Source organism: Desulfobacula sp. (assembly GCF_030145145.1).
Taxonomy (GTDB): domain Bacteria; phylum Desulfobacterota; class Desulfobacteria; order Desulfobacterales; family Desulfobacteraceae; genus Desulfobacula.
In genome coordinates this window covers 1-26,965 of sequence record NZ_JAQYWD010000055.1, presented here as the reverse complement: position 1 = coordinate 26,965, position 26,965 = coordinate 1, and the positions used below count along the sequence as shown (strand labels likewise).

Here is a 26,965-nt window from a genome sequence, read left to right as displayed (position 1 = left end):
CCCCTGAAAGGGTGTCAAAAATCACACAGGTTGAACAAAAAGATATTGAACGAATGGCAGAACTCTATGCCACCCATTCACCGGCGGCGTTATTGTATGCCATGGGGATCACCCAGCATACCACGGGTGTCGACAACGTAAAATCCTGCTGCAACCTTGCCATGCTCTGTGGAAATGTGGGGATTGCCGGCGGCGGGGTAAACCCGTTAAGGGGTCAGAACAATGTCCAGGGCGCCTGCGACATGGGCGGGCTGCCCAATGTATTTACCGGGTACCAGCCCGTTGACAATCCTGAGGCAAGAAAGAAATTCACCACCGCCTGGAACTGCACCCTTTCCCATACCCCGGGCCTGACCATCACCGATATGATCTCTGCCATTGATGAGGGACGAATAAAGGCCATGTATGTCATTGGTGAAAACCCGAAACTCAGTGACCCGGACTGGAACCACCTGAACCATGCCCTTAAAAAACTGGATTTTCTGCTGGTCCAGGATATTTTCCTTTCGGAAACCGCCCAGATTGCCGATACCGTTTTCTCTTCTGCGGCCCTGGGCGAAAGGGAGGGGACCTTTACCAACACGGAAAGACGGTGCATGCGAACCCGAAAAGCCGTCGAACCGGTGGGCAACACCCTGTCAGACTGGGAAATTATTTCAAAACTGGCCACTGCCATGGGATATCCCATGGCCTATACCTCTGCTCAAGACATTTTCGATGAAATCACCGCATTGACCGAAAAAAGTTATGGGGGGATGACCTATGACCGATTGGGCATCAACGGACTGCAATGGCCCTGCCCCACTGGGGATCATCCCGGGACCCCCTATCTTCATAAAGACGTCTTTGCCAGGGGAAAAGGCAAATTCCATGCCGTCGAATACAAGGACCCGGCAGAGCTTGCCTGTGAAGACTATCCATTCCTTTTGACCACCGGCAGGATGTTTGCCCATTTCCACACCGGTACCATGACACGGATATCCAAACATCTGGATGTGGAACAGAAAACCGGGTATGTTGAAATTAATCCCGAGGATGCCCATAGAAAAAAAATACTGCCGGACGAACCGGTTCTTTTGACATCCAGGCGAGGTCAAATGGAGGTCCCCGCCAGGATAACCACCGCGGTAAAACCCGGGACATTATTTTTACCCATCCATTTTGGTGAAAACCCCACCAACATTTTAACCAGTTCCAGTGCCTTTGATCCGTTGGCTAAAATTCCGGAATTTAAGGTTGGAGCAGTTAAACTTGAAAAACTGATCCAGTAAAATTGATAGCCTAACATCAATCCGGCAGAGGATATACCATTGAGGCAAATGGCATATCCTCTGCTGTTATCGTTTTCTCAGCGTTGTTACACATTCTCCCCCAATGCCCCAGTTGTCTGTATTGACCTTGTCACATATGATCTTGATGTTTATCAGCCCCGTAATCCCAAGGCAAGTGCATACTACAAATGCGTCGAAAATCATTTTGAAGAACAGGAACAGATGTGGGATGACATGTATGCATCTCGCTATGGCTTCTGGCGGACTTATATCATGACCGTAATTTACAAATACCTGGATTGCGGTGACCTTCCTTTCGGATTTGCCAGAGTCAGATGTGAAAAATGCGGTCATGAATATCTTTTGGCATTTTCTTGTAAGCGCAGACAATTTTGTCCATCTTGCCATCAGAAAAGGGTTGTTGAATATGGCGAATGGCTGCTTACCAATGTCTTGAAGGATGTTTCCCATCGGCAATGGGTTTTCAGTATTCCCAAACGATTGCGGATCTATTTTCTTTATGACCGCAAATTACTGGCAAAGCTCAGTATCTGTGGATGGAAGGTACTCAGCGCATATTTGAAATCTGCTGTACCATATGATGATGCTGTTCCCGGCGCCAGCATTGCGGTGCAAAAGTCATCAGCTTTATTGAAGAAATTGAAATCATAGAAATGATTTTACGACATCTGGGGCTTTGGGATATACGCAACCATGATCCGCCACCACCTACCCCGGTTTATATCCCTGAATTGATTTATGATGTTTCAGACACCCAGATTCCATCCTTTGACTATTGGAGTTGAGGCCTTACCTATAGGATGTATTTTAAAAATTGACTTGTGTGACTTGCGGAGTTACTGGTGAGCTATGCTCAAAATCAGCAAAAATTTGATAATTTTCGATCTTTTCATATAAACATCCAGATTATTTCCATCACCTCACTTTAATGCCTATATTTTATTTCAAGAATATTCTGACCCATTCGGGATCGGGCACAACATGTTGTGCCCGATCCCGAATGGATACATATTTCAGTTTTTGGAATCTATTTCATACTTCTTTTAACAAAAAGCGTCTTCTTATATATCATAGGCATCGTTATGACGACCCGGTATGGTCATATATGTGACCAGGTGTCTGAGCCATTCCTTGATGCCGTATCCATTTGTTTCACCTGTAACCTTGGTTTTAATGATACGGACAATATGGCCGTCTTTCGATTTTACAATACGGGTTTTATGCGGGATTAGTAATAGTATAGACCTACCATATACCCATCAACCCGTGAGAATAGAAACGATGAACGGTTTGTTTTATCCGTATCGATACGACAATCGGTTCACATCCTGAAAAGCAGGATTGCAGGTCTCCTGACACCGGCAATAATGAACAACATATACTGTTGGTGTTTACCCGCCGTGAAATAGTTGATCCCTGCCCGTCGGGAAAACGGAGTCAAGGGGTCTTAAGTGTGTCAGAAATTTCTCTTTCATGGTATAAAACCATCATGGGCAGAGGAATTCTCAACGAAACGGCTTCAACCGGACAGACGGAAACACAGGCATTGCAGTGCCAGCATTCTTCCGGATAGCTCACTGTGGGGGATTCTCCCTCATTCGTATAATGAAAAACATCACTCTGGCACGCCTCATAACATTCCCCACATCCGATACACTCTTCTTGGTCAATTACTGGTGGCATATTTCTTCTCCTTGTATTTAGTCAACAAGCCTCTCGCTTGCTTTTCGTATATGTTTATCCAGACAATCAAGAAGGGGTCTGGTTTCCCCATTTCTCAGCAGCCGGATAATCTCCTTGTGCTCCTGTGCGATAATTTCGGACATTTCCAGGCTGGCTTTTTCCTTCAATAAAAGGTTAAACAAATCCATTACCGAAGAATACACCGTCAACAGGAGTTTATTGCGGGATATTTCCGCAAGGCAGATATGGAAACGGATATTGTCTTCCCTGGCCCGGATTCCCTTTTTTACATGGTCCATGGCGTCCTCGACGCATTGTTCCAGTTTTAAAAAATCTTCAGGTGTAATCTTTTTTAACGCCAGTTCTGCAATATTTTTTTCCATGAGCAAACGGGTTTCGGTAATTTCAGACAGGCTGATCCTTCTCAGCCGGATCAGGTTACTGATATTCTGGGTGATGGGATCGTGGCTGGGTTCCCGGATAAAGGTTCCCCCGCTGGCACCTTTCCGAATTTCAACAATCCCGAGCATCTCCAGGGCGTGATAGGCTTCCCGGACAGCGCTTCTGCTGACCTCAGCCATCCGGGCCATATCCCTTTCGGTCGGCAGGCGGTCTCCGGGTTGTTTCTCTCCTGAAAATATTTTTTCTTTCAGGAGAGAAACGACGATTTCAAATGTACGTTTTGTTTTAATGGACTGGTATTCAGCTGTCATTTTTACTCTGTTAAATTGTAGTTATTGTGTTTTTTTTAACCTGGGTCCTGTAAAACTGACCCCCTGCTATCACTGCGATAATAATGATTCCAGTCATCCTAATTAGCAAATTGGGTATCATAAGACAAGCACCGGAAAATCCCACTAAAACCCGTTCTGATTTCCCCATCGGCTGTAATATATATCCTTCAAACGCCAGGCCCAGTGTGACGGTTGACAGGGTTACAAACAAGAATGCCGTAAGGATCTGAATAAAATTCCCGACAAACAGGATCCCCGGGTTGAATATAAATGCCCATGGAACAAGATAGCCGGCTATCCCGAGCTTCATTGCCCTGAAACCGGTTTTGAACGGACTTCCATCGGCAATACCGGCTGCAATATATGCTGCTACGCATACCGGAGGGGTGATAAAGGAAAGACAGCCGAAATAAAACAGGAACATGTGGGCGGCAAGCGGTTCAATCCCAGCCTGAACCAGGGCAGGCGCGATAAGGACTACAGTGAGAATGTAGACGCCCACAGCGGTCATTCCCATGCCGAGAATAAAGGATGCAAAGCCTGCCAGAATCAACAGCAGGAACAGGTTATCGCCACTCATCACCAGCAGTTCAGAGGTGAATTTTGTACCGGCCCCGGTCATTTGAATGGACCCAATAAGGATTCCGATGGCCGTGCACAAGGGGATGATATGCAGCATTCCTTTGGCTGAATCCTCCAGGGCAAGCAGCAGTCTTTTAGGGGTCAACCGGGTGTGTTTATTAAAAGAGGTCACCAGGATCAAGACCCCGAGGGCGTACATGATAGCGGTCTGGGCCGAGTACCTTAAAATTCCCAGCTGAAACAGCAGCAACACAAATGGAATCAGGTAATGCCAGCCTTCGACCAGTGTTTTCCTCAGGGACGGGATCTCCTCCTTTGGTAACCCTTTAAGCCCGATTTTAACCGCCTGCATATCGACCTGGACAAACAAAGTGATATAAAATGCCACTGCCGGCAGCATCGCTGCGATGCAGACCGACCAGTAATCCATCTGCAGAAATTCAGCAATTAAAAAAGCAGTCGCTCCCATAACCGGTGGCGTAAACATGCCTGCTACAGAGGCAGATGATTCCACGGCACCCGAATAATTGGGGCCATATCCGGAATTTTTCATAAGGGGAATGGTGATTTGACCCGTGGTGGCCACATTTGCTGCGGTGGAGCCGGAAATCGTCGCGAAAAACGCACTGGCGACGATGGACGCCTTGGCCGCGCCTCCCCGGAAACCGCCGGCCGAAGCCAGCGCTAGGTCGTTGAAAAATGCCGCCGCACCGATGGTGCGTAAAAAACCGCCAAAAATAATAAATCCGGCCACCACCGTGGTTACGACGCCCAGGACCATCCCCCAGACGCCTTCAGCACTCAAGTACATCCACCCGATGGTCATGGAGTAGGGGAATCCGGTGCTGTTTAAAAATCCAGGGAAATAGTCACTGTATACCGTGTAAAAGAAAAAAAATGCAATCAGTCCCACCAGTATCATTCCAGTGGTCCTGCGGGTGGCCTCAATAATAGAGATGAACAACAGTACCCCCATGACCATTTCCAGTGAAGTCGCGGTCAGGCGCCCTTCTGCAATAAGGTCGTTGGCATTGACGGCAATATAGATGCAGCCGACTATTATCGACGCTACCGGAAGGAGATCATGCCATTTCAACGATTTTAATTCTTTACCCTTCCTAAACGGCAGTATCAGGAAAACCAGAACACAAATTAACCCTGAACTGATGGCACGGTGTGTAACCGGATAAACAACAATGTCAAAATAAAAGAAAACATTACACAAATATGCCAGGGTATAAATTGTCCAGACGCCCCCCACGATACATGCCGCTTTTGACCGGAACGTTCTCTGGTGCCAACTGATATCCTCTACGAGGTTCTTTTCTGAAGCCATTTGTCATACTCCTTAATGTCAGCCCTGTAATTATCAACCCTGCCTGAATCGGTGATAATACCTGAAAAATGATACATTGAAATGGATCTTAACGATCCATCAGTTCTTTCTGCTTTGCCAGCATCTTCTCCTGATGATCCTGCATCTGCTTTGTCCACAGGCCTTTTTCCTTGAAATACCGTATGGCACCGTCGTGGTAAGGCACAGCCGGTTGTACCGGCTTGTGTTTTAAGGACCAGAATTTGGCAGCGGGATGTGCATCTTTAAATTCTTCCGTGTTTTCAAAAATGGCCTTGGCCACCCCGTAAACAACCGCTTCAGCGGTCTTAGACGGTGTAAACATGGCATTCTGGTAACAGATCGCATTTGACACCGGGCTGATATTCCGGAACCGGGGGTCTTTTGCAGGGATATCCTGCTTATAGTACCCTTCCATTTTCTGCAGGACATAATCCGCCTGATTTGCTGTCATCTGAACAAAGACGGTTTCTTTTTTGGCCTCATTGATCTGCATGACAAAATTGGGGACAACCGGATAAAGAACGCTGTCTATCCTTCCCTCGATCAGGTCCCGGATGGCTTCATTTATGCTGGGAAAGGACAATGATTTTTTGAAATCCTTTTCAGTGAGTCCGGCAGAGCCCAGCTGATTTTTGGTCATTTCAATAAACATGGGATTGGCCCTTGTTTTATTGGCGACCACTTTACCCTTTAAATCCGTTATGGAACGAATACCGGTATCGGGTATCGTCCAGAAGGCAAACATATATTCATGGCCGGCACCAACCGTACGGATGTCCTGGGGCCCCATTTTTTCATAATTTCCCCGTCCTAAAAATGCATTGACCATATCAGCAGCATTGTGGTTGGCAAACTGACATTTGCCCATTTTCATCATCGGCAGCCATGCCTTTGGTCCGCCCAGCGGTTGAACAATCCATTTTTTAATCGGCGTATGTTTTTCAATCGTTTTTCCCATTCCAACGAGTACCATGTGGACTGAGGCACCCGGGGTAGCGGAAATAACGGCCACATTTTTCGGCCAGTCAGCGGCCAGTGTGGTGCCGGCAGTGAAAAACATGATCATCAAAAGGGTCGTCAAAAAGCCGAATGTTTTCTGATAGGACAGCCTGCGGTGTTGTTTCATGATACTTTTCTCCTTATTTGATTATACATCAGTGGTCAATGGAACGCCACTCTAATACCGGTTTGCGGTCTTCCTGCCGGATGACCAGTAACTTGGACATCAACGGGTTCGTGAACGGATAATCCGTTCTGATGTGTTTTCCTCTTGTTTCTTTTCGCTCATCTGCCCCGAGAAAAATGAGTTCCCCCACATCCAGCATATTGAACACTTCCATGCACCTGCTCAGCTCATGGGGATTTGACGCACAAAGGCCGCTATGGGCCTTTTGTTTCAATCGCCTGATCGCCAGAAGGCCGGCGCGCAGGAGAGATTCAGATCGGACCTGGCCTGTAAAATCATACATGATCTGCTGCAGAAGGATATTGGCTTCTTTCCAGTCAGGTCCTCCTTTTCTGTTTCTCAAACCTTCAATTTGTGTTTTAAATTCCGTTACCGTATCACTGACTTTTTCAAAAGACGGCATCCCCTCATTCCGGCTCATTTTCGCGGCATTTTCACCGGCAATCCACCCAAAAATAGCCGCACCGGAGATGCCGCCAAACAACTCGTCTCCGGCCGCAAAAAGGCCGTGCAGAGAAGAAGCGCCGGTTTCATCATAGAATACCCCGCCCCGGGGAAACAATTCCCGGTGATACGACCTGAATTCTACGGGGTTTTCACGGGGATCAATCCCTTCATCTGCCAGATGATCTAAAAACCCCACATTCCCTTCGTTTTCCAGCCAGTAATGCATGGTTTTCATCCCATCGTCAGACAGACCGTTACAGTCCATGTAAACCGGCCCGCGCCCGGATTTCTTGAAATCCATAAAAATGTCCTGGTATGCATCCACCACGGGATCACCGTACTTGTTACTGGGTTCGCTGACAAAAGGGCCGACCGCCTTCCCGTCCGGACCACGAAGCACACCGGCCCACGTGGCTTTTCCCGCCCTTGAAAAATAGGCGGGGCCGCACCTGAAAACCGGAATTTCGATATTGACGATCTCTGCACCTGCACGATAGGCCATGGCCCGTCCATCCCCAACGCAGGAAGGGGACAGCCGGGTATTAAACATCCAGGCAGGGGTATTCGAGGCGGGATAAATTCGAATGGCAGACCCAGTGCCCAGGATAACGGTTTTGGCTTTAAAGATGACAATTTCATCTTCCCGTGTGTTTACCCCGAGAGCACCGATAACGTTGCCCTTGTCGGTGATCAAATCATAGCAGGATACCCGGTTAATAATTGTTGCCCCACTTTTTACAGCCTGTTCTGTGAGGATCTGTTTTTGATTTTTACCGGCATAATGAATATGGTACATGGGGTTTCCCGGGAATGCATGTCCGCCAAACTCATATTTCCCATCAAATTTCATTGGGATACCCCACCGATCCCATAGTTTTACAATTTCTTCTGATTGTAAAAGCCATGTGCGGATAAAGGACCGATGTCTCAATCCACCCTGCTGGCCAAGCTGAAATTCGTTAATGATCGGTTCGACGTCTGAACCGTGTATTTCAGGGATATAGCAAAGGAAATGATCATTTCCTGTGGCGCCGGAACCGCTGAAGCGGGTATTGGATTTTTCGGCCACCACCACATCTGCGCCCAGTTCAGCGGCTCTCTGGGCAGCCATTAAACCGGCAATTCCGCCGCCAATAACCAATACATCCGATTCTACAATACGTTCTTTGATCAAAACTTTACTCATCTTTCAGCCTCCTAAACATAACTGATTTGACGGAACTATCCGTCTGGAATATAGGGTTTATTGAATTAAAATCCAAAAATTCTCATTGCATTTTTTCCTCTCACGGCATCTCGCTGGCCGGCGGGCAGCGCATTCACCCGGGACAAACAGCCTTTCATATCGCCAATATTGTGAGGATAATCGGATCCGTACATCACATTGTCTGTACCGGCAACATTCAGGCATAATTCCAGCGCCCCCTGCTGAAACGTAACCGAATCAAAATATATCCGGTCAAAATAACGGCTGGGCGGATTTGAAATCACCTCTCTACAGGCGGGCATATTTTCATAACAGATGTCGAGACGGCCGGCAATGTAAGGAAGGAACCCACCGGCATGGCAGGCAATAATTTTTAATTTCTGATAGCGGTCCAGAAATCCGTCATAAATCATCCGGGCAACCGCCATAGAGGTATCAAACATGAACCCAACCGATGGAACGAGATTATATCGCCCCATATCCATCTGCCCGACACCCGGGGGCGTTGTCGGATGAACCAGGACTGGAAGCTGCCGGTTATCAATGGCATCCCATATGGCTTTGAAAAAGGGATCGGTCAATGACATGCCACAGACATTGGCGGAAACAAAAACACCTGCCGCTCCCTTTTTACAGGCGCGGTCCAACTCGATGACGGCCTTTTCAGGATATTGCCAGGGCAGACTGGCAAACCAGCGAATCCGATCCGGATAAACCGACTGCTGCCCGGCCATGTCGTCATTCATGAGAACGGCTGCCTGGGTGCTGATGTCTTCCCCCCCCCAGTATACGCTCGGGCAGGTTAAAGAGACGACGGCGACATCAACGCCTGCCGCGTCCATATCCCTGATGCGCATGGCATAGTCAAACATGGGGTCCATCAAGGTCATGAAAGGAGCCCCATCCTGCTGAAAAACCCGCTGGCCATGCAGGTCAACCAGGGAGTAGTTGTCACCATGTTTCAAAATCATTTCCAGCCATTTATCGCTGAGCATGTGGGTATGAACATCAATTACGGTTGCCATTATTTTCCTCCGGTTTTATTTCTTTTTTGCGTGTTGCATTGAAATAAATAATTTATGTTGAATTTTTTATTAAAATGAATTAATAAAATTTCATTGGGTCACCCATTACCCAATTATGGGTTTTTCATATTTTTTTTTGCTTGTCAAGGCTTTTTTTGAAAAAAATAATTTTATTTAATGGTTGGAAAAAAGAGGTTAAGATCATTCAAATAGAGAAATAAGGGTGAACACATGGCACAGGAAAAAATTATCAAAAGCACCTGCGGCCTATGCGCGGTCGGCTGTGGTATACGGGCACAGGTCCGGGGAAACCGCATTGTAAAAATCGAAGGAGATCCTGATCATCCGTTAAACAAAGGCAAGTTGTGTCAAAAAGGCCTGGCATCCCTGGAATACCTTTACCATCCGGACCGCCTGACCGTTCCCCTGAAACAAAAAGGGGCCAGGGGCAGCGGGCAGTGGGAAAAAATTTCATGGGATGAGGCCCTGGAAACCATTGCCCTGTGGCTGACCGAAATAAAAAATCAATCCGGGCCTGAATCCGTGGCGTTTATTCACGGGGCCGCCAAAGGTCTCCAGGACAGCTATATTGCACGGTTTTCCTATGCTTTCGGCTCTCCTAATGTCGGGTGGCAGGGCCATGTCTGTTTTGTTCCCAGGGTTTTGGCATCCCAGCTTACCTATGGATTTTATGCGATCCCGGATTATGATTATCCCCCGTCCTGTATCATTATCTGGGGAAAAAATTTATCTTCAACCCTGCACCATGCCTACAGCCGAATGAAAAAAGCCGTCCAAAAAGGATCAAAGCTGATTGTTATCGACCCTCGCCCGGTTTACGAAGCCCAAAAGCCGGACGTATCCATGCAGATAAGGCCCGGGACGGATTTGGCACTGGCTTTGGGGATGATACATGTCATCATTAATGAAAAATTATTTGACCGTCAATTTATCGAAAAGTGGACGTGGGGTTTTTCTCTTTTAAAAGATTCCGTTATGTCGTTTACCCCTGAAAAGGTGGCGGTCATCACCTGGATTCCGGCGGAAAAAATCAGGGAATCGGCCCGGATCTACGCCGGGAACAGGCCTGCGGTTATTCAATGGGGAAATGCCATTGATCATGGCATAAACAACTTTCAAACCGCCCGGGCGATTTGTATATTGCGGGCAATGAAAAAAATCCGGTTTTCAGCAGTGGCGGACATGTTCATGACCCCGACAGCAGCGTTGGCCGATATTGTGCTGCCGGCGGCCAGTTACCTGGAATATGATGGTATTGTTACATCCCCGTATTCATATCCCCTTGTGTCCATCCAGCAAAAAATCATTCGAACAGGCACCTGCCGGTCCGACTACGAAATTTTGAGGGGACTGGCCCATAAGATCGGACTTGAAGAGTGTTTCTGGAGCACCGAAGAAGCCTGTCTGGATTTTTGCTTGAAACCAAAGGGCCTTTCTTTTGGTGAGTTCAGGAAAATAGGCCTTTTACAGGGTCAAAAAGGATTTCGAAGACACGAAAAAGAAGGCTTTTCAACCCCAACAGGAAAAATCGAATTGTTCTCTAAACGCCTTAAGGATTGGGGATTTGATTCACTTTCCCATTACACAGAGCCACCGGACACACCGTACAGCGAACCAGAAACGGCTAAGCTGTTCCCCCTGGTCTTGACAACATGGAAGCACGATCCTTACCGGCATTCCGGTGGCAGGCAAATTCAATCCTTGAGAAAACGGCAGCCGGACCCTCTCGTGTGGATAAATTCCCGGACCGCTGCGGCATACGGCATAAAAAACGACGACGGGGTCTACATTGAAACAAAAAGAGGGCAGATTCTTCAAAAAGCCCGACTGACGGATGATATTGATTGCCGTGTCATTGGCGTTGATTATGGCTGGTGGTTTCCGGAAAAAGGCCGGCAGCATCTCTATGGTTGGAATCGATCAAATATCAATATCCTGACCGCCTGCTCCCCGCCTTTTGGTCGGGAAATGGGGACGTCCAATCTCCGGGGGATTGGGTGCCGCATCCGAAAAAAAACAGGTCACTAAACCGATGAGACGTGCTTACAGGGGGAAAATGGTCCATTTCAATTGTCTTTCACGGCCTTCTCAGATCCTGATTTTTTTTCCGACTTTTATCTCCACATAAGCGCTGCCGAAGGCCTGTTTGAATTGATCGATGCACCAGTCAGAACTGTCATGGGCGGACAGGGCAACCATTTTGGGGGACACTTTTTTGATGGCCGCAATCCCCCTTTTTACATCGGATTCTTGGATGCTGTTCCAGGGCGGCCGGTCTGATCCGACAAGGCGCTGGATATTCACGGGACCGATCATGACTCTGCCGCCGTTGACCGGGTAATGAAGGCCGCCGATGATCGCGTAGATGGGGTCATCAAACAGGGCCCGGGTTCTTTCGATGATGCGCTCAATGGTCTGGTGGCCGCAGCCGATGATCAAAACAATGCCTTTGCCGGCAACGTGAATGGCCAGGGAATGTTCCAGGGTGTGGCCGATGAGGAACAAATATCGCGGAATGACGCCGATGCTGGCAATGCCTTTTTTTAAGACGGTGGGATCGGTAATCACCTGGGGTTCCGGTCCCGGATTCCACCTGGAGGCAGAAATGCCGACGGGGGAATACACCGGAATCCTGGGCAGGGAAACAGGGCCCTGGGACAAACTGAACGTCTGTTCTTTTTGTTCGGTCATTCCCCCCACATGGTCCAAGTGTAAATGACTGATAAAAATCATATCCATATCCGATGCTGAAATACCAAGGGTTCGCATATTATCCTGAAAATCGGATAAAGTGCACACCTTAAATAAAAAACACAACTTCAAAAGCTCTAATTACTTGAAAAGCCATGCTTTTTTCTTACTTTTTTAAAGTGTATGTATTTATACGCACACTTTAAAAGGAGTTTATGCATGGCTAAACCAATAACAGGAAAAACCCACGTCGGGGAATGACGTGAAAAGCGTCCGAATGGGGATATTTACGTCTATGAACGGATTACGGCCTACAACGAAAAGACCAGAAAGACCTATACGGTCAGTCAGGTACTTAAGGGAAAAATCAAGTCGGGAACACAAAACCTTGTACCGACTCGTCCGAAAAAACGCAAAGGCGAAGAAGGCATTGCCGAGGCAACACGTCGGCATACCGGCCTCACAGACATCCTGGAATGGGTTGGCAAGGTTTCCGGCATTGATAATGATGTGCGTATTTCATTCAGCGAGGGTGATGCGGCAAAGATACTTTCTATCGCACGCTACTGGATCGGTTCCGGTGGCAACACGCTGCCGCGACTCGAGAGTTGGCAGGTGATGCACCCTCTTCCATATCGTGAGGCGGTCACTGAAGACGTCTATGGTAAACTGTTTAAGGATGTTGGTCGCAATGAGGAAGGCGTTCAGCGCTATTTTTCAGCTCGTGCCGCACGACTGGGGGAGTCTCCTATGCTGGCGTTTGACTTTACAACTATTTCGACCTATTCTGAAAATCAGTCGGAGGCACGACAGGGATTCAATAAGGATGGCGACGGACTCAACACGATTAAGCTTTTGACCTTATATTCTGTTAAGGCTGGCGAACCGATAGCCTTCTCTAAGCAACCCGGTAATATTCCGGATGTCATCTCCATTGAAAATACTCTGACACAACTCAAGTGTCTCAATTTGGAAAAACCTCTGATCGTCACCGATAACGGCTACTACAGCCAGAAGAACATGATGGAATTTGCCTTGCGCAATGTGAAGTTTCTGACGCTGGTTGATCCAAATATTATATGGGTCCGCGAGACAGTTGATGCGCTCCGTGCAACGATAGCAGCTATGTCCAGCACTTGTCCGTTCGACCCGTCAATCTGCGGAGCAACTTCGCTCAGAATGCACCAGTTCCGCCGGACACGACAGCGATCACGTAACGGCAAGACCGCCGGTGAAAAAGAAACGATCTCGCGCCATCTGTATGTGCATGTTTACTATTCCCCCGACAACGAAGCCAAGAAAGAACTCGCCTTCCGTAAAGATTTGCTTGAACTTAAGACGCAAATAAAAGAAGGGAAAACTGAGTTCACGGAATCAGCGCAAGAGAAAATAGACAAGTACCTGACCTGTTCCAGAAAGGGGCGTGGGGGTCAGCTGAAGGTGGGATTCAACGACAAGGCCATTACCGAAGCAAAGAAGTACTTTGGCTATTTTGCCCTTGTCAGCAATCAGACTATGGACACATTTACAGCATTTGAAAACTATCGGCTGAGAGAAAAAATTGAAGAACTCTTTGCCGTGCAAAAGGGGAGACTCGACCGCGCACATGGTACCCGGACAATCTGCGTGGAAGACAATTCACACAATTTATCTCGCTGGGCTATCATTGTTTCCTGATGAAAAAAATAAAGGAAGTACAGGCCAAGCTCAGGAAAAATGAACCAGGAAAAACCAAATCACTTATCAAGCTTGAAAAAAAACTGGGAAACTGGCTTTCGCAACGCTCTCTCGCTCAAAGCCTGGATTGGTTCGACTGCATTGAAACCACAAAGGTACAGACTGCAATGGCCAGCTATCGATGGTCCACCGAATCAGTGGCCAAAGACAGGTTGTTCTTGAAGTACTTGGGAGCGGATACCGAATAGTGTACGCTTTAGCCGACTTTCAGGATATTATGAAGCAAGGGAGAGGGATGTTCTTTTAATTTGTTAAACCCGACATCCAGTAAGATTTTGGTATCATCGGCACAGATCATATAGGAGACACCCGGCTCTGTTTTCAAATGCGTGAAACCATTGACCATGCCGCCGTTAAATTCAACCAGATCAAAGACCAATTCGGCCCGGACGCCATCGGGGTCCGGGTCTCTGCTAAAATCACCAATGAGGAAAACTACCTTGCCCAGAAATTTACCCGGGCCGTCATTGGTACCAACAATGTCGATCATTGCGCTCGATTGTGACACTCTTCCACATTGGCAGGTCTTGCCGCTGCTTTTAGAAGTGGAGCCATGACAAATTCCATTGCAGAATTTGAACGAGACTCCAACGTCATTTTTGTTATCGGATCCAATACCACCGCCTGCCATCCCATGATTGCCAGCCGGATTATCAAGGCCAAAGAAAAAGGCGCCCGACTGATTGTTGCGGATCCAAGGAATATCCAGCTGGCCGGGATGGCAGATCTTTGTGTACACCATCGTCTGGGGTCTGATGTGGCCCTGCTCAATGGCATGATGCACGTGATTCTCAAAAACAACTGGCATTCCGAAGATTATATTCATGACCGGTGTGAAGATTTTGATGCGTTTAAGCAGGTAATGGATCATTATACCCCTGAAAGGGTGTCAAAAATCACACAGGTTGAACAAAAAGATATTGAACGAATGGCAGAACTCTATGCCACCCATTCACCGGCGGCGTTATTGTATGCCATGGGGATCACCCAGCATACCACGGGCCTGACCATCACCGATATGATCTCTGCCATTGATGAGGGACGAATAAAGGCCATGTATGTCATTGGTGAAAACCCGAAACTCAGTGACCCGGACTGGAACCACCTGAACCATGCCCTTAAAAAACTGGATTTTCTGCTGGTCCAGGATATTTTCCTTTCGGAAACCGCCCAGATTGCCGATACCGTTTTCTCTTCTGCGGCCCTGGGCGAAAGGGAGGGGACCTTTACCAACACGGAAAGACGGTGCATGCGAACCCGAAAAGCCGTGGCGCCGGTGGGCAATACCCTGTCAGACTGGGAAATTATTTCAAAACTGGCCACTGCCATGGGATATCCCATGGCCTATACCTCTGCTCAAGACATTTTCGATGAAATCACCGCATTGACCGAAAAAAACTATGGGGGGATGACCTATGACCGATTGGGCATCAACGGACTGCAATGGCCCTGCCCCGACGGGGATCATCCCGGGACCCCCTATCTTCATAAAGACGTCTTTGCCAGGGGAAAGGGCAAATTCCATGCCGTCGAATACAGGGACCCGGCAGAGCTTGCCTGTGAAGACTATCCATTCCTTTTGACCACCGGCAGGATGTTTGCCCATTTCCACACCGGTACCATGACACGGATATCCAAACACCTGGATGTGGAACAGAAAACCGGGTATGTTGAAATCAATCCCGAGGATGCCCAGAGAAAAAAAATAATGCCCGACGAAACGGTTCTCCTGACGTCAAGGCGCGGTCAAATGGAAGTCCCTGCCAGGATAACAACAGCGGTAAGACCAGGGACATTATTTTTGCCCATCCATTTTGGTGAAAACCCCACCAATATTTTAACCAGTTCCAGTGCGTTTGATCCGTTGGCCAAAATTCCGGAATTTAAAGTCGGGGCCGTCAAACTTGAAAAACTGATCCAGTAACACATGATAATGTAACATCAGTCCGGCAGAGGATCTACCATTTATCCAAAGGGCATATCCTCTGCTTTTCTCGTTTTTTTCCTTTGCAACGGCAATAATTTCCCCGGCCAGAACGTCTGCAGCATCTATTGATGCCAGAGGCAGTTCCGCATCCAGAGCGCTCAGCCCCGTACAGGCAACAATGGAAAACTCGACACCCTTTTTTTCAAGTGGGCACAAACCGTCTGATACGCTTCTCTGACCTGGGTACCGGTGTCCCTTGTTTGATCCGTCTGATGACATCAAAAAACAGACCTGGGCATTCAAATCCGGCCAGACATCCTGCAAATCAAAGCGTTTGAACTCCCAGGCATAAAGGCTGGTCATGTTGACAGCCGGGGATACCAGAAGCCCCGCCTTTTGAACATGGGAAAAATGGTCATGGATATAGACCGTGATCAAGGCCACCATGTTGATGGCCGGAATGAATACCGCATCTGCAAACGCCGGGTAATAATGACGGGTTTTTGGAGTAGAATTTTCCGTTCGAAGTTGAGTTTTAACGAGTTTAAATTTTGAAAAACGAAGAAGTTCAAGCGGCACATAAAAAACTTTCTTGAATGGTATATCAAAATCATGTATGGCCCAATTAAAATAGGTCTTCCAGATTACCCTAAAGTAATTAGAATTTTCATAAAAACCCTTGTCAAGTAACAAATGACATTGATGCTTTTTTTTTGCTGAATAATTACAATTCATCTTGCCTTAGATTCTATGTGATGTTATAAAAAAATAGGCAATAGTAATCATCTATCTTAGGATAATTGTGTCGGATTTTATATCTACAGCGTTACTTTTAAATTTGAGCTAAGCCTGAATTGGTAGCGAAAATACTCAACGCTATCAGTTCAAAAGATTCTCTGCCATTCAAGTATAAAATTGTCAACTTAGGGCTTGATCATAAATGAACCATTATCATTTGCAGGAAATAGCACTCTTGTTGTTCTTAATGGCCGAGCTTATGATTAATCCTTTGATGCGCTTTACTGCACAGGGTTGAAGTTTATCGCAGTGGTTAAGGCCTTATCTGCTAAACCTGCCCCGTGCATGTTCTTCAAATTACCCTATATTGCCTTAAATGACCGGAGACTAATACAGAATAGCATCAATTGAACTTACTTTTAAAAAATGGAGTATGAAATGAACAATAACATTTTAAGAACAATTGCAGAATATTTAATAAAGGAATCCGACATGGAATTAGAGGTTGAAGATCTTACGAGAGAGACCAAACTTCAAGAAGATCTTGGGTTGGATTCCCTGCAGGCGGTAACACTAATTATGGATATGGAAGATAAATTTAATATCTCTGTTGATGATGATGAAGTTGAAGGACTTACAACCATTGGGGAATTTGTTGATCTGATAATCAATAAAAAAAAAGAATAAGGCTACTGATTCCATGAAGAAAAGAGTCGTTATAACCGGTTGCGGAATAATCTCAAGTCTTGGAAATTCTTATCAGGATGTGATAAAGAGTTTGCGTGAGGGTAAAAGCGGAATTCGTAAAGTTGTTGAATGGGAAAAATTTGGACTTAAAAGTAGTGTGGCGGGCATAATACGACACACTGAGGAAAAAGAAAAAAAAGCGAATATTCCCAGAAGAAAACGATTGTGTATGTCCGGAGCCTCTTTCTATTGTGTTCTTGCCGCACACGATGCGCTTCAAAACGCCTGTCTTGCTGATAACGAAATAAAGAATGATGATTGTGGCTGTTTTGTCGGAAGTGGAATAAGTGATGTCTTTGCAATTCACGACGGTGCAAATAAACTATATGACATGAAAGCGCGTCGGATTAATCCACATTCGGTTGCGCATGCAATGTCCAGTTCGTGCAGTGCAAACGTTGTAAATATGTTTCCAGTTGGCGGCAGGAGTTATTCGATCGGTGCCGCCTGTGCTACATCTGCGCATAATATCGGACACGCATTTGAACTAATCCAAAACGGTATCCTCAACACTGCAATCGCAGGTGGCGGTGAGGATGTAAATCCTATTCTCACTGCAGCCTTCTGTGCCATGCGTATTGCACTATCAACAAAATACAATGACACACCTGAAAAGGCATCTCGCCCCTACGATGTCGATAGAGACGGATTTGTCATTAGTGGTGGAGCTGGGATCGTAATTCTTGAAGAACTTGAGCATGCCAAAAACAGGGGGGCAACAATATATGCGGAAATTGTTGGCTTTCACGCAAACTCGGACGGATACGATATTTTTCTTCCAGATCCTAAAGGAACCATGACAGCACGATGTATGAAAAAAGCAATGGGAAATGCTGATATTTCACCTGATTCAGTAGATTATATCAATACTCATGGGACATCCACTATTGTTGGAGATCTGGCAGAGATAAACGCCATAAAAAAAGTTTTTGAAAAAAACATACCTTATCTTTCCTCGACCAAATCACTTGGAGGACATTCTCTTGGAGCAGCGGGTGTGCATGAATTGATTTATTGTCTGGGCATGATGGAAAATGATTTTATAGCGGCATCAAACAATATTGAGTCTCTGGATCAAGAATTTGTCGGTATACCGATTGCTCAAGAGGTTCTTTCAAAAGAGTTGAATATCATCATTTCAAATAACTTTGGTTTTGGTGGAACGAATGCAACTATTGTTTTGAGGAGAAACCATGACTGACTCAGTGGATGATTTACGTGAAATTGATGGAAGTATATCCAGAGAGGATATTAAAAAAATTATACCATATGGAGATCCGTTTCTCTTTGTGGATAAAGTGATACATCTTGACAAAAAGGAGATTGAAGCCAGCTTTCATATCAGCAAGTCACTTAGTTTTATTCCAGCACATTTTGTTGGATTTCCTGTGATACCGGCTGCTATTCTCACTGAAGGGTTTGGACAGTCTGGAACAATACTTATTCGATATAATATCGAAAATCACGACTCAAAAGAGATTCTCATATATCGGACAGAAGATGCTCGTTTTTTTTCCCCCGTTTTTCCCGATAAGACGGTCTGTTATAAAGTAGGCCTTAAAAACCTAAGCAATCGTGCCGCAAGGCTTGAGGGAGTAACTTATGTAAACAATAAAAAAATTGCATCATTCAGGCTTTTAATGACGATCTTGGACAGAACCCAATTTCATCAAATGGTAATTTGAATCCCCCCCGGTGGGTGGGGGGGGTGTTGCATGACAAAATTACTTTCAGCAACTAATCCGCCCATGGAAACATATCCACCCTTCCCCAACCAAAATAAATATCTTTCCCAAGGTTACCCAAATCGTCTGCGTGGGCGGCTAACAGATACATAACCTGTATCGGAATCAGTGCGATATAATCAGCGTAGACACCGATCCACATGGCGGCAACCCCTGCCACATGCGGGCATGCCATGGATGTTCCGCTCAGGGAAGCATAAGAATCATCCAGATAGGTTGAATAAATGGAACTGCCAGGTGCTGAAATAAAAACATTCTCAGTGCCGTAATTGCTGTATCCGGCTCGAGTCGTGCAAGTACCAAGGGCTGCCACACCAATCACTGCTGGATAAGCCGCAGGATAATTTTTAATTGAATTACCTGAATTTCCAGCGGCAGCAACCACCACAACCCCTTTGCTGAACGCATAATTAACAGCATTCTTGAGTGTAGAAGAAGGGATGGTACCGCTCCAACTGTTACTTAGTACCTTTGCCCCGTTATCAACAGCATATGTTATGCACTGGGCCAAAACCGAAGTCCAGCCGCTCCCTCCTGAATCCAAGCCCTTTACTGCCATAATGGTGACATTTTGAAGCCCGGCAACACCTTGCCCATTATCCATCTGTGCGGCAATAATTCCTGCACAGTGAGTTCCATGACCGTTATCGTCCATGGCAGTTGAATCATTATTTACAAAATCGTAATCTATGTCTGTGTCGACCATATTTACAAGATCAGGATGATCAAGATCAACTCCCGTATCTATCACTGCTACAATAATGTCTGGGTGATCATACAAGCTTCCATAATTCCATGCCTCTTCAGCGCCTATGCACAAAGGCCCCCACTGCACAGGGTAGAAAGGATCTGTAGGCATTTTACTTGCGCCCAAAGGTGGGGCCGGGATAGACATGCGAACATCCTCTTCCACAAAATCTATGGTATTGTCCTTTAAAAGAATTGATTTAATTATTGCTAAATATTTTTTAGAGACAATATATGTTTTCATATTAATAGAAGGAATCCCAAGCACCATTTTACCATTATACTGATCTATCAGATCATCAACTTTTGATTGTGACATTTTTTGATTGTACCCTATGTTTATTCTAACCCCTTCGCTGTCGTCTGCATGAACACAATCAACATAAATCATTAATAACAGAATTACAAAAAGCAATGGTAAAAGATTGTTTATTGTTCGTATTTTTTTCATTTCGACCTCCTTTTAAATCTATTCTGACATGAAAACATCCCTATTTTTAGTCCAAATTATCTGTGTTTTTAAAACGCATCTCCTGTGCTTCAACATGGACATTTCCTTTTCCCCCAGATTCTTCTATGGCTTTCAAAATCTGGGAATGGACTTCATTTAAATCACTATTAATTTTTTCCGCAAAAAGATTTAAATCCCTTCCTTCAAGTTGAGGGTTTTGAATCAAGTGACTCAGCACCTTAATATTGGGCAACATTATCCCAATATCTTGATCAGAAAAATATTTTGCACTTTTCTCTTTACTGTCAGATACAGAAACAGCTCTGTGATATTTCTGGGCTGAGCCCGGTTTGCCCATAAGCGTTACCTTTCCCAAGGGATAATGGTATTCATTTTGACTATAGTCCATTTTTTTAAAATAAATAAAAGAGTAGCTCTGGTTTTTCAATAGCCTTTTAAGGCCCTGATCCAAAGGCAAATCTACAAATTTGAGCGAGATTTTTTCCTCAAGCGGCTGCATCAATTCTACTTTCACGTTGCATTGTTCAGAAATCTCATTTAATACCTGTTCTAGGTCTGCATTCTTGAGGCACATGCTTAAAAGACCTTCCCTGTATAGTATCTGACTGACCACTGCCCCATCTACCGGGTTGGTTCCTTTCCAAGTAGGCATGTCCTGTGCCCTTAGTTGTTCTGGCGTCACAAGTAGAATCAAAACTGCCATCATCAAAAATTTCAAAGTCAGACATTGCCCCTTTCCTGAAAAATTTTCCATCTATTTACCTCCATTCGCTCAGCAAAGAAATCGATCGGGTTTCCTATTTAGCTAAACAAACCTAATTGTTCTGTCCGTTTATCTTTCCGTTTTTGATGCTTCACATACTTCCGTATCATTTAAGAATCCAAACCAACCGTGTCTGAACTGTATCCTCATTCGATATGGAAACTTTTGGTGGCACCTTCACCAGCAGCTGAATTGGGTCGATCTGTATATTCAATTCAACAATCTGCCAACCTTTTTGCTCCGAAAAACTCTGAGGACAACTTCAAATATTGGATGACATTGGGCCTTACAGAGGGAAAAGTTTCTGTACTCTGACCTGGTCCTGAGGACCAGGTCTTCTACATCAAACTAAACACAAAAAAAATCACTATAAATTTAAAATCGGCTGAAAAAATTGAATGATTTCTAGGATTTGCTTGAAATTTTGGATCATCATACACTCCATCCACAGTTTCTGCAAAAACAGGAGCGGCAATAATCATACTCATGAAAACGATTAGGACTGTCAGAAGATTTGTTACAATTTTCATTATACACCTTCCTTCCTTCCTTTAAATTATCCGTTACACCTATCTTTCACGAATTCCGTTAATTTAAATGCTCAAACATTCATCAACGATCAGCTTTGTCCAATCTGAGATGCAATTTTTTATAACTTGCTTTGTTTATAAGCTGTCTGCCGTGCCACTGATATTAAAGAATCAACTAGTTTTCTTTATGGATGCAGCCGTTCCATGGGCAGAAGGAAAAATGAAAAGTAGAGCAAATAGATATCCTCATCATTACAATTCCAAACATGGGTTTGTCAATGTTTTTCTCATAACGCAGACAATACAGATTGGACAACAAAAGACATCATCCAGGCAAGTCTGGACCTATGGCAGGTCGAAGATCGTTTTCGCCTCAGTAAAAATGATGATTTAGTGGGTGTGCTGCCGATCCGGCATTGGACTGACAGCAAGATCAGGTGCCATCTGTTTACATGCGTAGTAGCGATGACTTACCTACGCCGGATTGATGAGGGTGGAGTCTTACAGGTCATGGATTGATAAAGCCCCGCCAATTAAGAAGATGAGCGCCACATGCCATCTTATCCACGATAACTCATGTACAACATTTTAGACAAATTATATACAAAAGTACCTTTAATTTCAATGATTTAAAAAAAATTTAAAGTCTGCCTAAATCTGAACATGACTATTTTAGAGATACAGAAACGACCACGCTTTGAAATCGGGATACCAGCTAGCGATACAAGGTTTCACGAAAACAGAATTGAACGGTCTCCCACACTGCCCAAATGGGATGTTGTCATTGAATATAGATGTGGGTAGATTATTTCTTGTGAAATCCCTTACGCCTGATTTTTATCTGGAATCAGAATATCCCGGAATTGGATGCTCTTATATGAATCGGTAAAGTCACCAAAATGATTTAATAAAACCATTTGTGTTTAAATTTCATCAATCCCGCGACCGCCATGTCCTCCATCTCAGGCCGTCACACCAAAGGCCAGAATGGAATTGTATGTGTTTTTTTACACAGTATAGGGCATGGCATGGAAATTGATAGTTCCCCCTGTATGAAAACGTTCGGCCAACTTAATTTTTATGCAGGAGCAAAAAACATGACTATTGGTAAGACCATCCATTTTTTCGAAAACCACCCAAATCCGTTGCATTGGTGTTTGGTTGGTATTGCGATCATTATCTCAATTTTTTATTTCCAGGTACCGACCTGTCAAGCCCAGGATGTTCCTACCGAATTTCAGGACCTGTACACAGAACTGAACGATGCGTTAGACGAGTTCAGGAACGAACTCGACGACAGATATGACGGTTCCGATTCGCCGATGAACTTCGGAGGTGCACACATGAGCATGAACGTCCATAGTGGACCCTTTGATTTTTCGCGGGAGAGTTACGAATATAGCTTATTGGAGCTTGATCACCTGAAAGCTTTAGGAATCAGTGTCGTCAGCATTCCCATACCCTACCCCCTGTTGGACCCCACTTTCCATGCTGATCAGCAAGAGTACCAGGACTATCTCAATTTATACAAACAATTTGCATCTGATGTTCGTGCTCGAGGGATGAAATTGGTTATTAATTCGCAATGTTTCTTTACCGAGGGCAGTGATGAACTTTGGTGGCCGAAAGAGCTGTTTGAACAATTCTACAATTTGAATGATGACCCTGATTTTGACGTTGCCGCCTACCGAAACGGCAGAATGAAAGTGGCCAAAACAATTGCCCGGGAAATAGCGCCGGACTATCTTATTGTTCTGAGCGAACCGGATACTGAAGCGCGTCAGACCGGAATTGAGGAGATCGACACCCCGGAGGGAGCGACTGATCTCGTGAGAACCATTCTCACCGGACTCGCGGATGAAAGAGCCCAGGGGCAGGCAGTGGGAGCCGGTTTCGGCCTCTGGCAAGTGGACTACAACTTGTTCTTGGAGAGATTCGTAGAGCTTCCACTGGACTTCCTCGACATACATACCTACCCGGTCAATAACGATTTTCTGACAAGATTTTTCAATATTGCAGACACGGCCCAGGCACATGGCATCAAGATTGCCTCGCAAGAAGCCTGGCTGTATAAATCGAGAGGCTCTGAACTGGGCCATCATTCTCTCTATCCGCCCACATTTTTCTGGGCCAGAGACAGCTACAATTTCTGGGAACCCCTCGATTCAAAATTTTTGGAATTGATGGCGGATCTGGCCCGGTTTAAAGAATTCGAATACATGGCCTCTTTTTGGACAGGTTTTTTCAGCTCTTATATCGATTATACCGACACCACCAAAGGCCTGTCTTACGCGGCGCTTCTGGGACAGTTGACACCGTTGCAGGGTGCCGCAGTTATGTCCGGAAGTTATACCGGAACGGCGTTGGCTTATGAAAACGCCATATTGTTCGATGGTCCAGATCTTCAGTCGCCGGATACCCCTTCGGGTGTAGAAGCGGCCCCCATATCTTTTGAAGATATACTCATCTCTTGGGAGCCCGTGGAGGATAGCATAGGGACAGCGGGATATGAGGTGTATCGAGATGGAACCCTCATCGGAACGACAACCTTGACGCATTTTTTGGATAAACAACTCCCCGAGGCGGTTCCATTCGCATACACCATTTCAGCTTTCGATGCCCCCCACAATCTTTCATGGCCTTCATCCCCGATCATAGCTGAGACACCGGATGCCACTCCCCCCACCGCCCCCCTTAACCTTGTGGCAACGGCAATTTCGACCTCCGAAATCGAACTCAAGTGGAATCCCTCGACGGACAATACCGGTATCACACAGTATATCATATACCGGGGGCAAACAGAATCAAGCCTTATTCCCATTGCCGCCGTCAAGGAGGAATATTATTTGGACACCGGCTTACCACGTGAAATAACCGTATATTATGCAGTGGAAGCAACCGATAAAAATTTCATGTTGTCAGGCAAATCCGCCGTGGTATCGGCAACCACCTTATCGGACCAGTCCCCCCCCACGGTTCCAGAGAATGTCGTAGCTCAGTCAATATCAGATCGCCAGATCGACCTCTCCTGGAATGCATCGACTGATGTCATCTCTGTATACGGGTATATCATTTCTGGAGGATCATCGCCTTCTGACATGGGGGTGCTCGGGTTTACTTCAGAGCTGTTATGGTCCGGGATCGTTCCCCCTGAAACCACCAAGTACTTCGGTATACAGGCTGTCGACACGTCCGGCAATCGGTCCTCCATGTCCCAAATTGTATCGGCCACAACCGACGCCAGCGAGGACATTGGCTCCCCTGCGGTCAGCATGTTCTACCCAAAGGAGGGGGATGTTATCAGGAAGAATGCACATCTTATAGCCTGGGCTCAGGATATCCGCACGGATATTTGGGACAAGCCCAGTGGAATCGCACAGGTCCGTTTCGAAATCGATGGCGCGCAGGTTGGGAGTCCAGACGGTGATCAGCCCTACTACATTATTGAAGATCTATCGGGTTTCCCCAAGGGGACGCACACCTTGACCGCGGTCGCGACGGATCAGGCCGGCCACTCAACCACTTCCGTCCCCATTACCGTCACCATAGATTAGTAAGAATCACTGTTGTCCAAAAACGGATTTTAGATAAAAGGAGATTGTAGTAATTCTCCTTGTGGGATTATGGTTGATGTCACCACAACAATAACCGAAAGATCCACAATAAGGAGGACTAAAAAAATGGTACGACATGCAAGCCTGTTCAGTCAACTGTTAGCATTTTTTGATCGCCATGAACTGGATCATCCGTGGCATCGAAATCCAATATAATTTCTTTGGGCGGCTTTTTGAAAGATTCAATGAACCCTAACGGTTTAAAAAATCGCTGGATAAATTCTTCGTTTTCAGGCTGCCTTTTGCATGGCTTCGAGAAAATGTAGTAAATCTTTCGTAAGTTCAAACTGATTTCAGAGTAAATAGGCCTATATCCGGAGTCATGCTGCTAAATCCATCTCCTCAGCCGGGTTATATTCCTTTAATAGCATCGGTTTCCCCGTTTTGATATACTGCTGTAAACTTGTTTTCAGATACATGGGAAAACCAATACCTCTCAATTTACAGGTAATAAAAATAGAAAGCAGCACTGCATAAGCCTCTGCCCCTTTTGAAGACACGCTGCCACCGGAGACTATTCGTTTTAAAACACCGATCCTGATTAAGTATTCGCCATAATTATTATGGCAAGGAACTCCTGGATGATCCACAAATGTTAGGATTCTTGGCTGTTGCCGTTTAACCTTTTTGATGATTTCTTTCAAAATATCATCCGGGTCCTGCCATTCAAGTAGCTTGTTCAGCCTGTCATGCAATTTTTTCAGCCGTCTTTTAAAAATCAATTTTTCCAATTCTTTTCGTTGAGATTGTAGCTTCTCGCCATCACGAAGAATCTTCCGAAATCTGAAGTAAAACTGACTTATGGCCTTTAAGTGTGGAAATGATTCCCGAAATTTTCTGATTTTCCGCAATACATGGGCCATGCAGCTTTGTTGTTCACAAATTAATGACAAGTACGCACTCCATCCATCAACGACCAGCACTCCGAAAAATATTTCTCCCAGAACACGGCGCACTACAGCAGAACCTCTCGATTTATCTATAGTAAAATATGCGGAGTCGAGGGTGCCAAATACCCACAACCACCAATTCTTACCCCTCACTCGCCAGCCAGTTTCATCGGCATGGAGCGTTACGCCAGACTTTATATCTTTCAGTATCTCATGATAGACGGGTTTCATTATCTCCGCTATCCGGATAACATGTTTTGAGAGGCCCGATGTCGATAGTTTTAAACTGAAGAATGCCTGCAAATAATCCCGCGTACGGGTTAAGGGCATGGACAATGCAACCCAAAAGTAACAAATTAGAACGGATGCGTTCAAACCAATATCCGCTTTTGGCAAGGCCAAAATAGATTTTGCGGTGACGACTGCCTTGCAATTCGGACAACATTTTTTTTCCTGCTCGATACTGGTGATCACGGTTTCCCGGACAATGTCCGGAATATCCTCGACGATTCTTTCATTGCTGCTTTGCAAGGCAGGTTCCTCAGTCAAATCTTTATCGCAATTATCACAGGTATCTACCGTGGTCTTGATTGACCGCGTAATTTTTTTATCTTTTCTGACATTCCCGGCGCCCTTTCGAGCTCTACGTCCCCGGCCTTTCCCTTTTTTCTTGTTACCCTTGCCATCATTCCCAACCCCTTTTTTATCCCACTCCGGCTTTTTGGATGATGGTTTGTTAACTTCCAAATTTATTGACTTGATTTTGATTTTTTCCAGTTCCGATTTGAGACGGATTATTTCTTCCCGCTGTTTTTTGTTTTGTTCCTCTA

General features: G+C 45.6%; 22 protein-coding genes and 1 pseudogene. 10 read left to right on the top strand and 13 right to left on the bottom strand.

The features are described from left to right. Together Q1Q15_RS23280 and Q1Q15_RS23275 are read left to right on the top strand one after the other, a co-directional pair. On the top strand, positions 1-1,271 hold a 1,271-nt coding region (locus tag Q1Q15_RS23280), incomplete at its 5' end, for a molybdopterin-dependent oxidoreductase (protein ID WP_300465047.1). A 120-nt stretch (positions 1,272-1,391) separates the two neighbouring features. Continuing rightward, positions 1,392-1,907 (top strand): annotated as a pseudogene (locus Q1Q15_RS23275) (transposase zinc-binding domain-containing protein); the annotation flags it as partial. A gap of 822 nt (positions 1,908-2,729) precedes the next feature. On the opposite strand, the gene Q1Q15_RS23270 reads toward Q1Q15_RS23275, so the two are convergent. From Q1Q15_RS23270 to Q1Q15_RS23245, 6 genes are all read right to left on the bottom strand, one after another. Continuing rightward, entirely contained in the window at positions 2,730-2,975 is a 246-nt protein-coding gene (locus Q1Q15_RS23270) for a ferredoxin family protein (RefSeq protein ID WP_300465046.1), read from the bottom strand. Between the two features lie 17 nt (positions 2,976-2,992). Then, positions 2,993-3,688 carry an FCD domain-containing protein gene (locus Q1Q15_RS23265; protein ID WP_300465045.1) on the bottom strand — a complete coding sequence of 232 codons (696 nt, stop codon included), beginning with the start codon at positions 3,686-3,688 and terminating at the stop codon, positions 2,993-2,995. Positions 3,689-3,698: 10 nt separating this feature from the next. After that, a complete protein-coding gene (locus Q1Q15_RS23260) occupies positions 3,699-5,627 on the bottom strand; it encodes a TRAP transporter fused permease subunit (protein WP_300465044.1) in 1,929 nt (642 codons plus the stop codon). Positions 5,628-5,715: 88 nt separating this feature from the next. Continuing rightward, positions 5,716-6,774 (bottom strand): TAXI family TRAP transporter solute-binding subunit, encoded by a 1,059-nt coding sequence (locus Q1Q15_RS23255; protein WP_300465043.1) that lies wholly within the window; start codon positions 6,772-6,774, stop codon positions 5,716-5,718. A 28-nt stretch (positions 6,775-6,802) separates the two neighbouring features. After that, positions 6,803-8,467 carry an FAD-binding protein gene (locus tag Q1Q15_RS23250; protein WP_300465042.1) on the bottom strand — a complete coding sequence of 555 codons (1,665 nt, stop codon included), beginning with the start codon at positions 8,465-8,467 and terminating at the stop codon, positions 6,803-6,805. Positions 8,468-8,532: 65 nt separating this feature from the next. Then, positions 8,533-9,513: an amidohydrolase family protein gene (locus Q1Q15_RS23245; protein WP_300465041.1), complete on the bottom strand. Its 981-nt coding sequence runs from the start codon at positions 9,511-9,513 to the stop codon at positions 8,533-8,535. A gap of 231 nt (positions 9,514-9,744) precedes the next feature. Here Q1Q15_RS23245 and Q1Q15_RS23240 point away from each other — a divergent pair, with 231 nt between their 5' ends. Further along, positions 9,745-11,562: a molybdopterin-dependent oxidoreductase gene (locus Q1Q15_RS23240; RefSeq protein ID WP_300465040.1), complete on the top strand. Its 1,818-nt coding sequence runs from the start codon at positions 9,745-9,747 to the stop codon at positions 11,560-11,562. A gap of 60 nt (positions 11,563-11,622) precedes the next feature. On the opposite strand, the gene Q1Q15_RS23235 is transcribed toward Q1Q15_RS23240, so the two are convergent. Beyond that, entirely contained in the window at positions 11,623-12,303 is a 681-nt protein-coding gene (locus Q1Q15_RS23235) for an MBL fold metallo-hydrolase (protein WP_300465039.1), read from the bottom strand. Between the two features lie 432 nt (positions 12,304-12,735). On the opposite strand from Q1Q15_RS23235, the gene Q1Q15_RS23230 reads away from it, so the two are divergent. Both Q1Q15_RS23230 and Q1Q15_RS23225 read left to right on the top strand, forming a co-directional pair. Next, a complete protein-coding gene (locus Q1Q15_RS23230) occupies positions 12,736-13,902 on the top strand; it encodes a transposase (RefSeq protein ID WP_300465038.1) in 1,167 nt (388 codons plus the stop codon). Beyond that, on the top strand, positions 13,902-14,150 hold the full coding sequence (locus tag Q1Q15_RS23225; protein ID WP_300465037.1) for a hypothetical protein: 249 nt from the start codon (positions 13,902-13,904) through the stop codon (positions 14,148-14,150). Before Q1Q15_RS23230 ends, Q1Q15_RS23225 begins: the two co-directional genes overlap by 1 nt. Positions 14,151-14,158: 8 nt before the next feature. Here the strand turns inward: Q1Q15_RS23225 and Q1Q15_RS23220 are convergent, their stop codons facing one another. Continuing rightward, positions 14,159-14,470 carry a hypothetical protein gene (locus Q1Q15_RS23220; RefSeq protein WP_300465036.1) on the bottom strand — a complete coding sequence of 104 codons (312 nt, stop codon included), beginning with the start codon at positions 14,468-14,470 and terminating at the stop codon, positions 14,159-14,161. Between the two features lie 45 nt (positions 14,471-14,515). Between Q1Q15_RS23220 and Q1Q15_RS23215 the strand changes: the two genes are divergently transcribed. Beyond that, positions 14,516-15,886, top strand: coding sequence for a molybdopterin-dependent oxidoreductase (locus Q1Q15_RS23215; RefSeq protein WP_300465035.1), 1,371 nt, complete (start codon positions 14,516-14,518; stop codon positions 15,884-15,886). Here Q1Q15_RS23215 and Q1Q15_RS23210 read toward each other — a convergent pair. Continuing rightward, positions 15,800-16,468, bottom strand: a complete 669-nt coding sequence (locus Q1Q15_RS23210) for a hypothetical protein (protein ID WP_300465034.1) — start codon at positions 16,466-16,468, stop codon at positions 15,800-15,802. The genes Q1Q15_RS23215 and Q1Q15_RS23210 overlap by 87 nt on opposite strands. A gap of 597 nt (positions 16,469-17,065) precedes the next feature. Between Q1Q15_RS23210 and Q1Q15_RS23205 the strand changes: the two genes are divergently transcribed. From Q1Q15_RS23205 to Q1Q15_RS23195, 3 genes are read left to right on the top strand one after another with little or no spacing between them, the layout of a single operon-like run. Then, positions 17,066-17,314, top strand: coding sequence for an acyl carrier protein (locus tag Q1Q15_RS23205; protein WP_300465033.1), 249 nt, complete (start codon positions 17,066-17,068; stop codon positions 17,312-17,314). A gap of 13 nt (positions 17,315-17,327) precedes the next feature. Beyond that, positions 17,328-18,575 (top strand): beta-ketoacyl synthase N-terminal-like domain-containing protein, encoded by a 1,248-nt coding sequence (locus Q1Q15_RS23200; RefSeq protein ID WP_300465032.1) that lies wholly within the window; start codon positions 17,328-17,330, stop codon positions 18,573-18,575. Next, positions 18,568-19,059: a 3-hydroxyacyl-ACP dehydratase FabZ family protein gene (locus tag Q1Q15_RS23195; protein WP_300465031.1), complete on the top strand. Its 492-nt coding sequence runs from the start codon at positions 18,568-18,570 to the stop codon at positions 19,057-19,059. The genes Q1Q15_RS23200 and Q1Q15_RS23195 overlap by 8 nt, the downstream gene beginning before the upstream one ends. 52 nt (positions 19,060-19,111) lie before the next feature. Here Q1Q15_RS23195 and Q1Q15_RS23190 read toward each other — a convergent pair whose 3' ends face one another. The 3 genes from Q1Q15_RS23190 to Q1Q15_RS23180 all read right to left on the bottom strand — a co-directional run bounded on the left by Q1Q15_RS23190 (position 19,112) and on the right by Q1Q15_RS23180 (position 21,631). Then, positions 19,112-20,317 carry a S8 family peptidase gene (locus tag Q1Q15_RS23190; RefSeq protein ID WP_300465030.1) on the bottom strand — a complete coding sequence of 402 codons (1,206 nt, stop codon included), beginning with the start codon at positions 20,315-20,317 and terminating at the stop codon, positions 19,112-19,114. Positions 20,318-20,363: 46 nt separating this feature from the next. After that, positions 20,364-21,092, bottom strand: coding sequence for a hypothetical protein (locus tag Q1Q15_RS23185; RefSeq protein WP_300465029.1), 729 nt, complete (start codon positions 21,090-21,092; stop codon positions 20,364-20,366). Positions 21,093-21,439: 347 nt separating this feature from the next. Further along, positions 21,440-21,631: a hypothetical protein gene (locus Q1Q15_RS23180; protein WP_300465028.1), complete on the bottom strand. Its 192-nt coding sequence runs from the start codon at positions 21,629-21,631 to the stop codon at positions 21,440-21,442. 1,568 nt (positions 21,632-23,199) lie between these two features. Between Q1Q15_RS23180 and Q1Q15_RS23175 the strand changes: the two genes are divergently transcribed. After that, positions 23,200-25,185 (top strand): Ig-like domain-containing protein, encoded by a 1,986-nt coding sequence (locus tag Q1Q15_RS23175; protein ID WP_300465027.1) that lies wholly within the window; start codon positions 23,200-23,202, stop codon positions 25,183-25,185. Between the two features lie 380 nt (positions 25,186-25,565). On the opposite strand, the gene Q1Q15_RS23170 is transcribed toward Q1Q15_RS23175, so the two are convergent. Then, positions 25,566-26,965: IS66 family transposase (locus Q1Q15_RS23170; protein WP_300465026.1), on the bottom strand; the 1,400-nt coding region annotated here is incomplete at its 5' end.

What these genes read in the sequence shown, in the direction of transcription:
- Q1Q15_RS23270 (WP_300465046.1), bottom strand. Translation starts at nt 2,975, where the DNA reads ATGCCACCAGTAATTGACCAAGAAGAGTGTATCGGATGTGGGGAATGT.
- Q1Q15_RS23265 (WP_300465045.1), bottom strand. Translation starts at nt 3,688, where the DNA reads ATGACAGCTGAATACCAGTCCATTAAAACAAAACGTACATTTGAAATC.
- Q1Q15_RS23260 (WP_300465044.1), bottom strand. Translation starts at nt 5,627, where the DNA reads ATGGCTTCAGAAAAGAACCTCGTAGAGGATATCAGTTGGCACCAGAGA.
- Q1Q15_RS23255 (WP_300465043.1), bottom strand. Translation starts at nt 6,774, where the DNA reads ATGAAACAACACCGCAGGCTGTCCTATCAGAAAACATTCGGCTTTTTG.
- Q1Q15_RS23250 (WP_300465042.1), bottom strand. Translation starts at nt 8,467, where the DNA reads ATGAGTAAAGTTTTGATCAAAGAACGTATTGTAGAATCGGATGTATTG.
- Q1Q15_RS23245 (WP_300465041.1), bottom strand. Translation starts at nt 9,513, where the DNA reads ATGGCAACCGTAATTGATGTTCATACCCACATGCTCAGCGATAAATGG.
- Q1Q15_RS23240 (WP_300465040.1), top strand. Translation starts at nt 9,745, where the DNA reads ATGGCACAGGAAAAAATTATCAAAAGCACCTGCGGCCTATGCGCGGTC.
- Q1Q15_RS23235 (WP_300465039.1), bottom strand. Translation starts at nt 12,303, where the DNA reads ATGCGAACCCTTGGTATTTCAGCATCGGATATGGATATGATTTTTATC.
- Q1Q15_RS23225 (WP_300465037.1), top strand. Translation starts at nt 13,902, where the DNA reads ATGAAAAAAATAAAGGAAGTACAGGCCAAGCTCAGGAAAAATGAACCA.
- Q1Q15_RS23215 (WP_300465035.1), top strand. Translation starts at nt 14,516, where the DNA reads ATGACAAATTCCATTGCAGAATTTGAACGAGACTCCAACGTCATTTTT.
- Q1Q15_RS23205 (WP_300465033.1), top strand. Translation starts at nt 17,066, where the DNA reads ATGAACAATAACATTTTAAGAACAATTGCAGAATATTTAATAAAGGAA.
- Q1Q15_RS23200 (WP_300465032.1), top strand. Translation starts at nt 17,328, where the DNA reads ATGAAGAAAAGAGTCGTTATAACCGGTTGCGGAATAATCTCAAGTCTT.
- Q1Q15_RS23195 (WP_300465031.1), top strand. Translation starts at nt 18,568, where the DNA reads ATGACTGACTCAGTGGATGATTTACGTGAAATTGATGGAAGTATATCC.
- Q1Q15_RS23190 (WP_300465030.1), bottom strand. Translation starts at nt 20,317, where the DNA reads ATGAAAAAAATACGAACAATAAACAATCTTTTACCATTGCTTTTTGTA.
- Q1Q15_RS23185 (WP_300465029.1), bottom strand. Translation starts at nt 21,092, where the DNA reads ATGGAAAATTTTTCAGGAAAGGGGCAATGTCTGACTTTGAAATTTTTG.
- Q1Q15_RS23180 (WP_300465028.1), bottom strand. Translation starts at nt 21,631, where the DNA reads ATGAAAATTGTAACAAATCTTCTGACAGTCCTAATCGTTTTCATGAGT.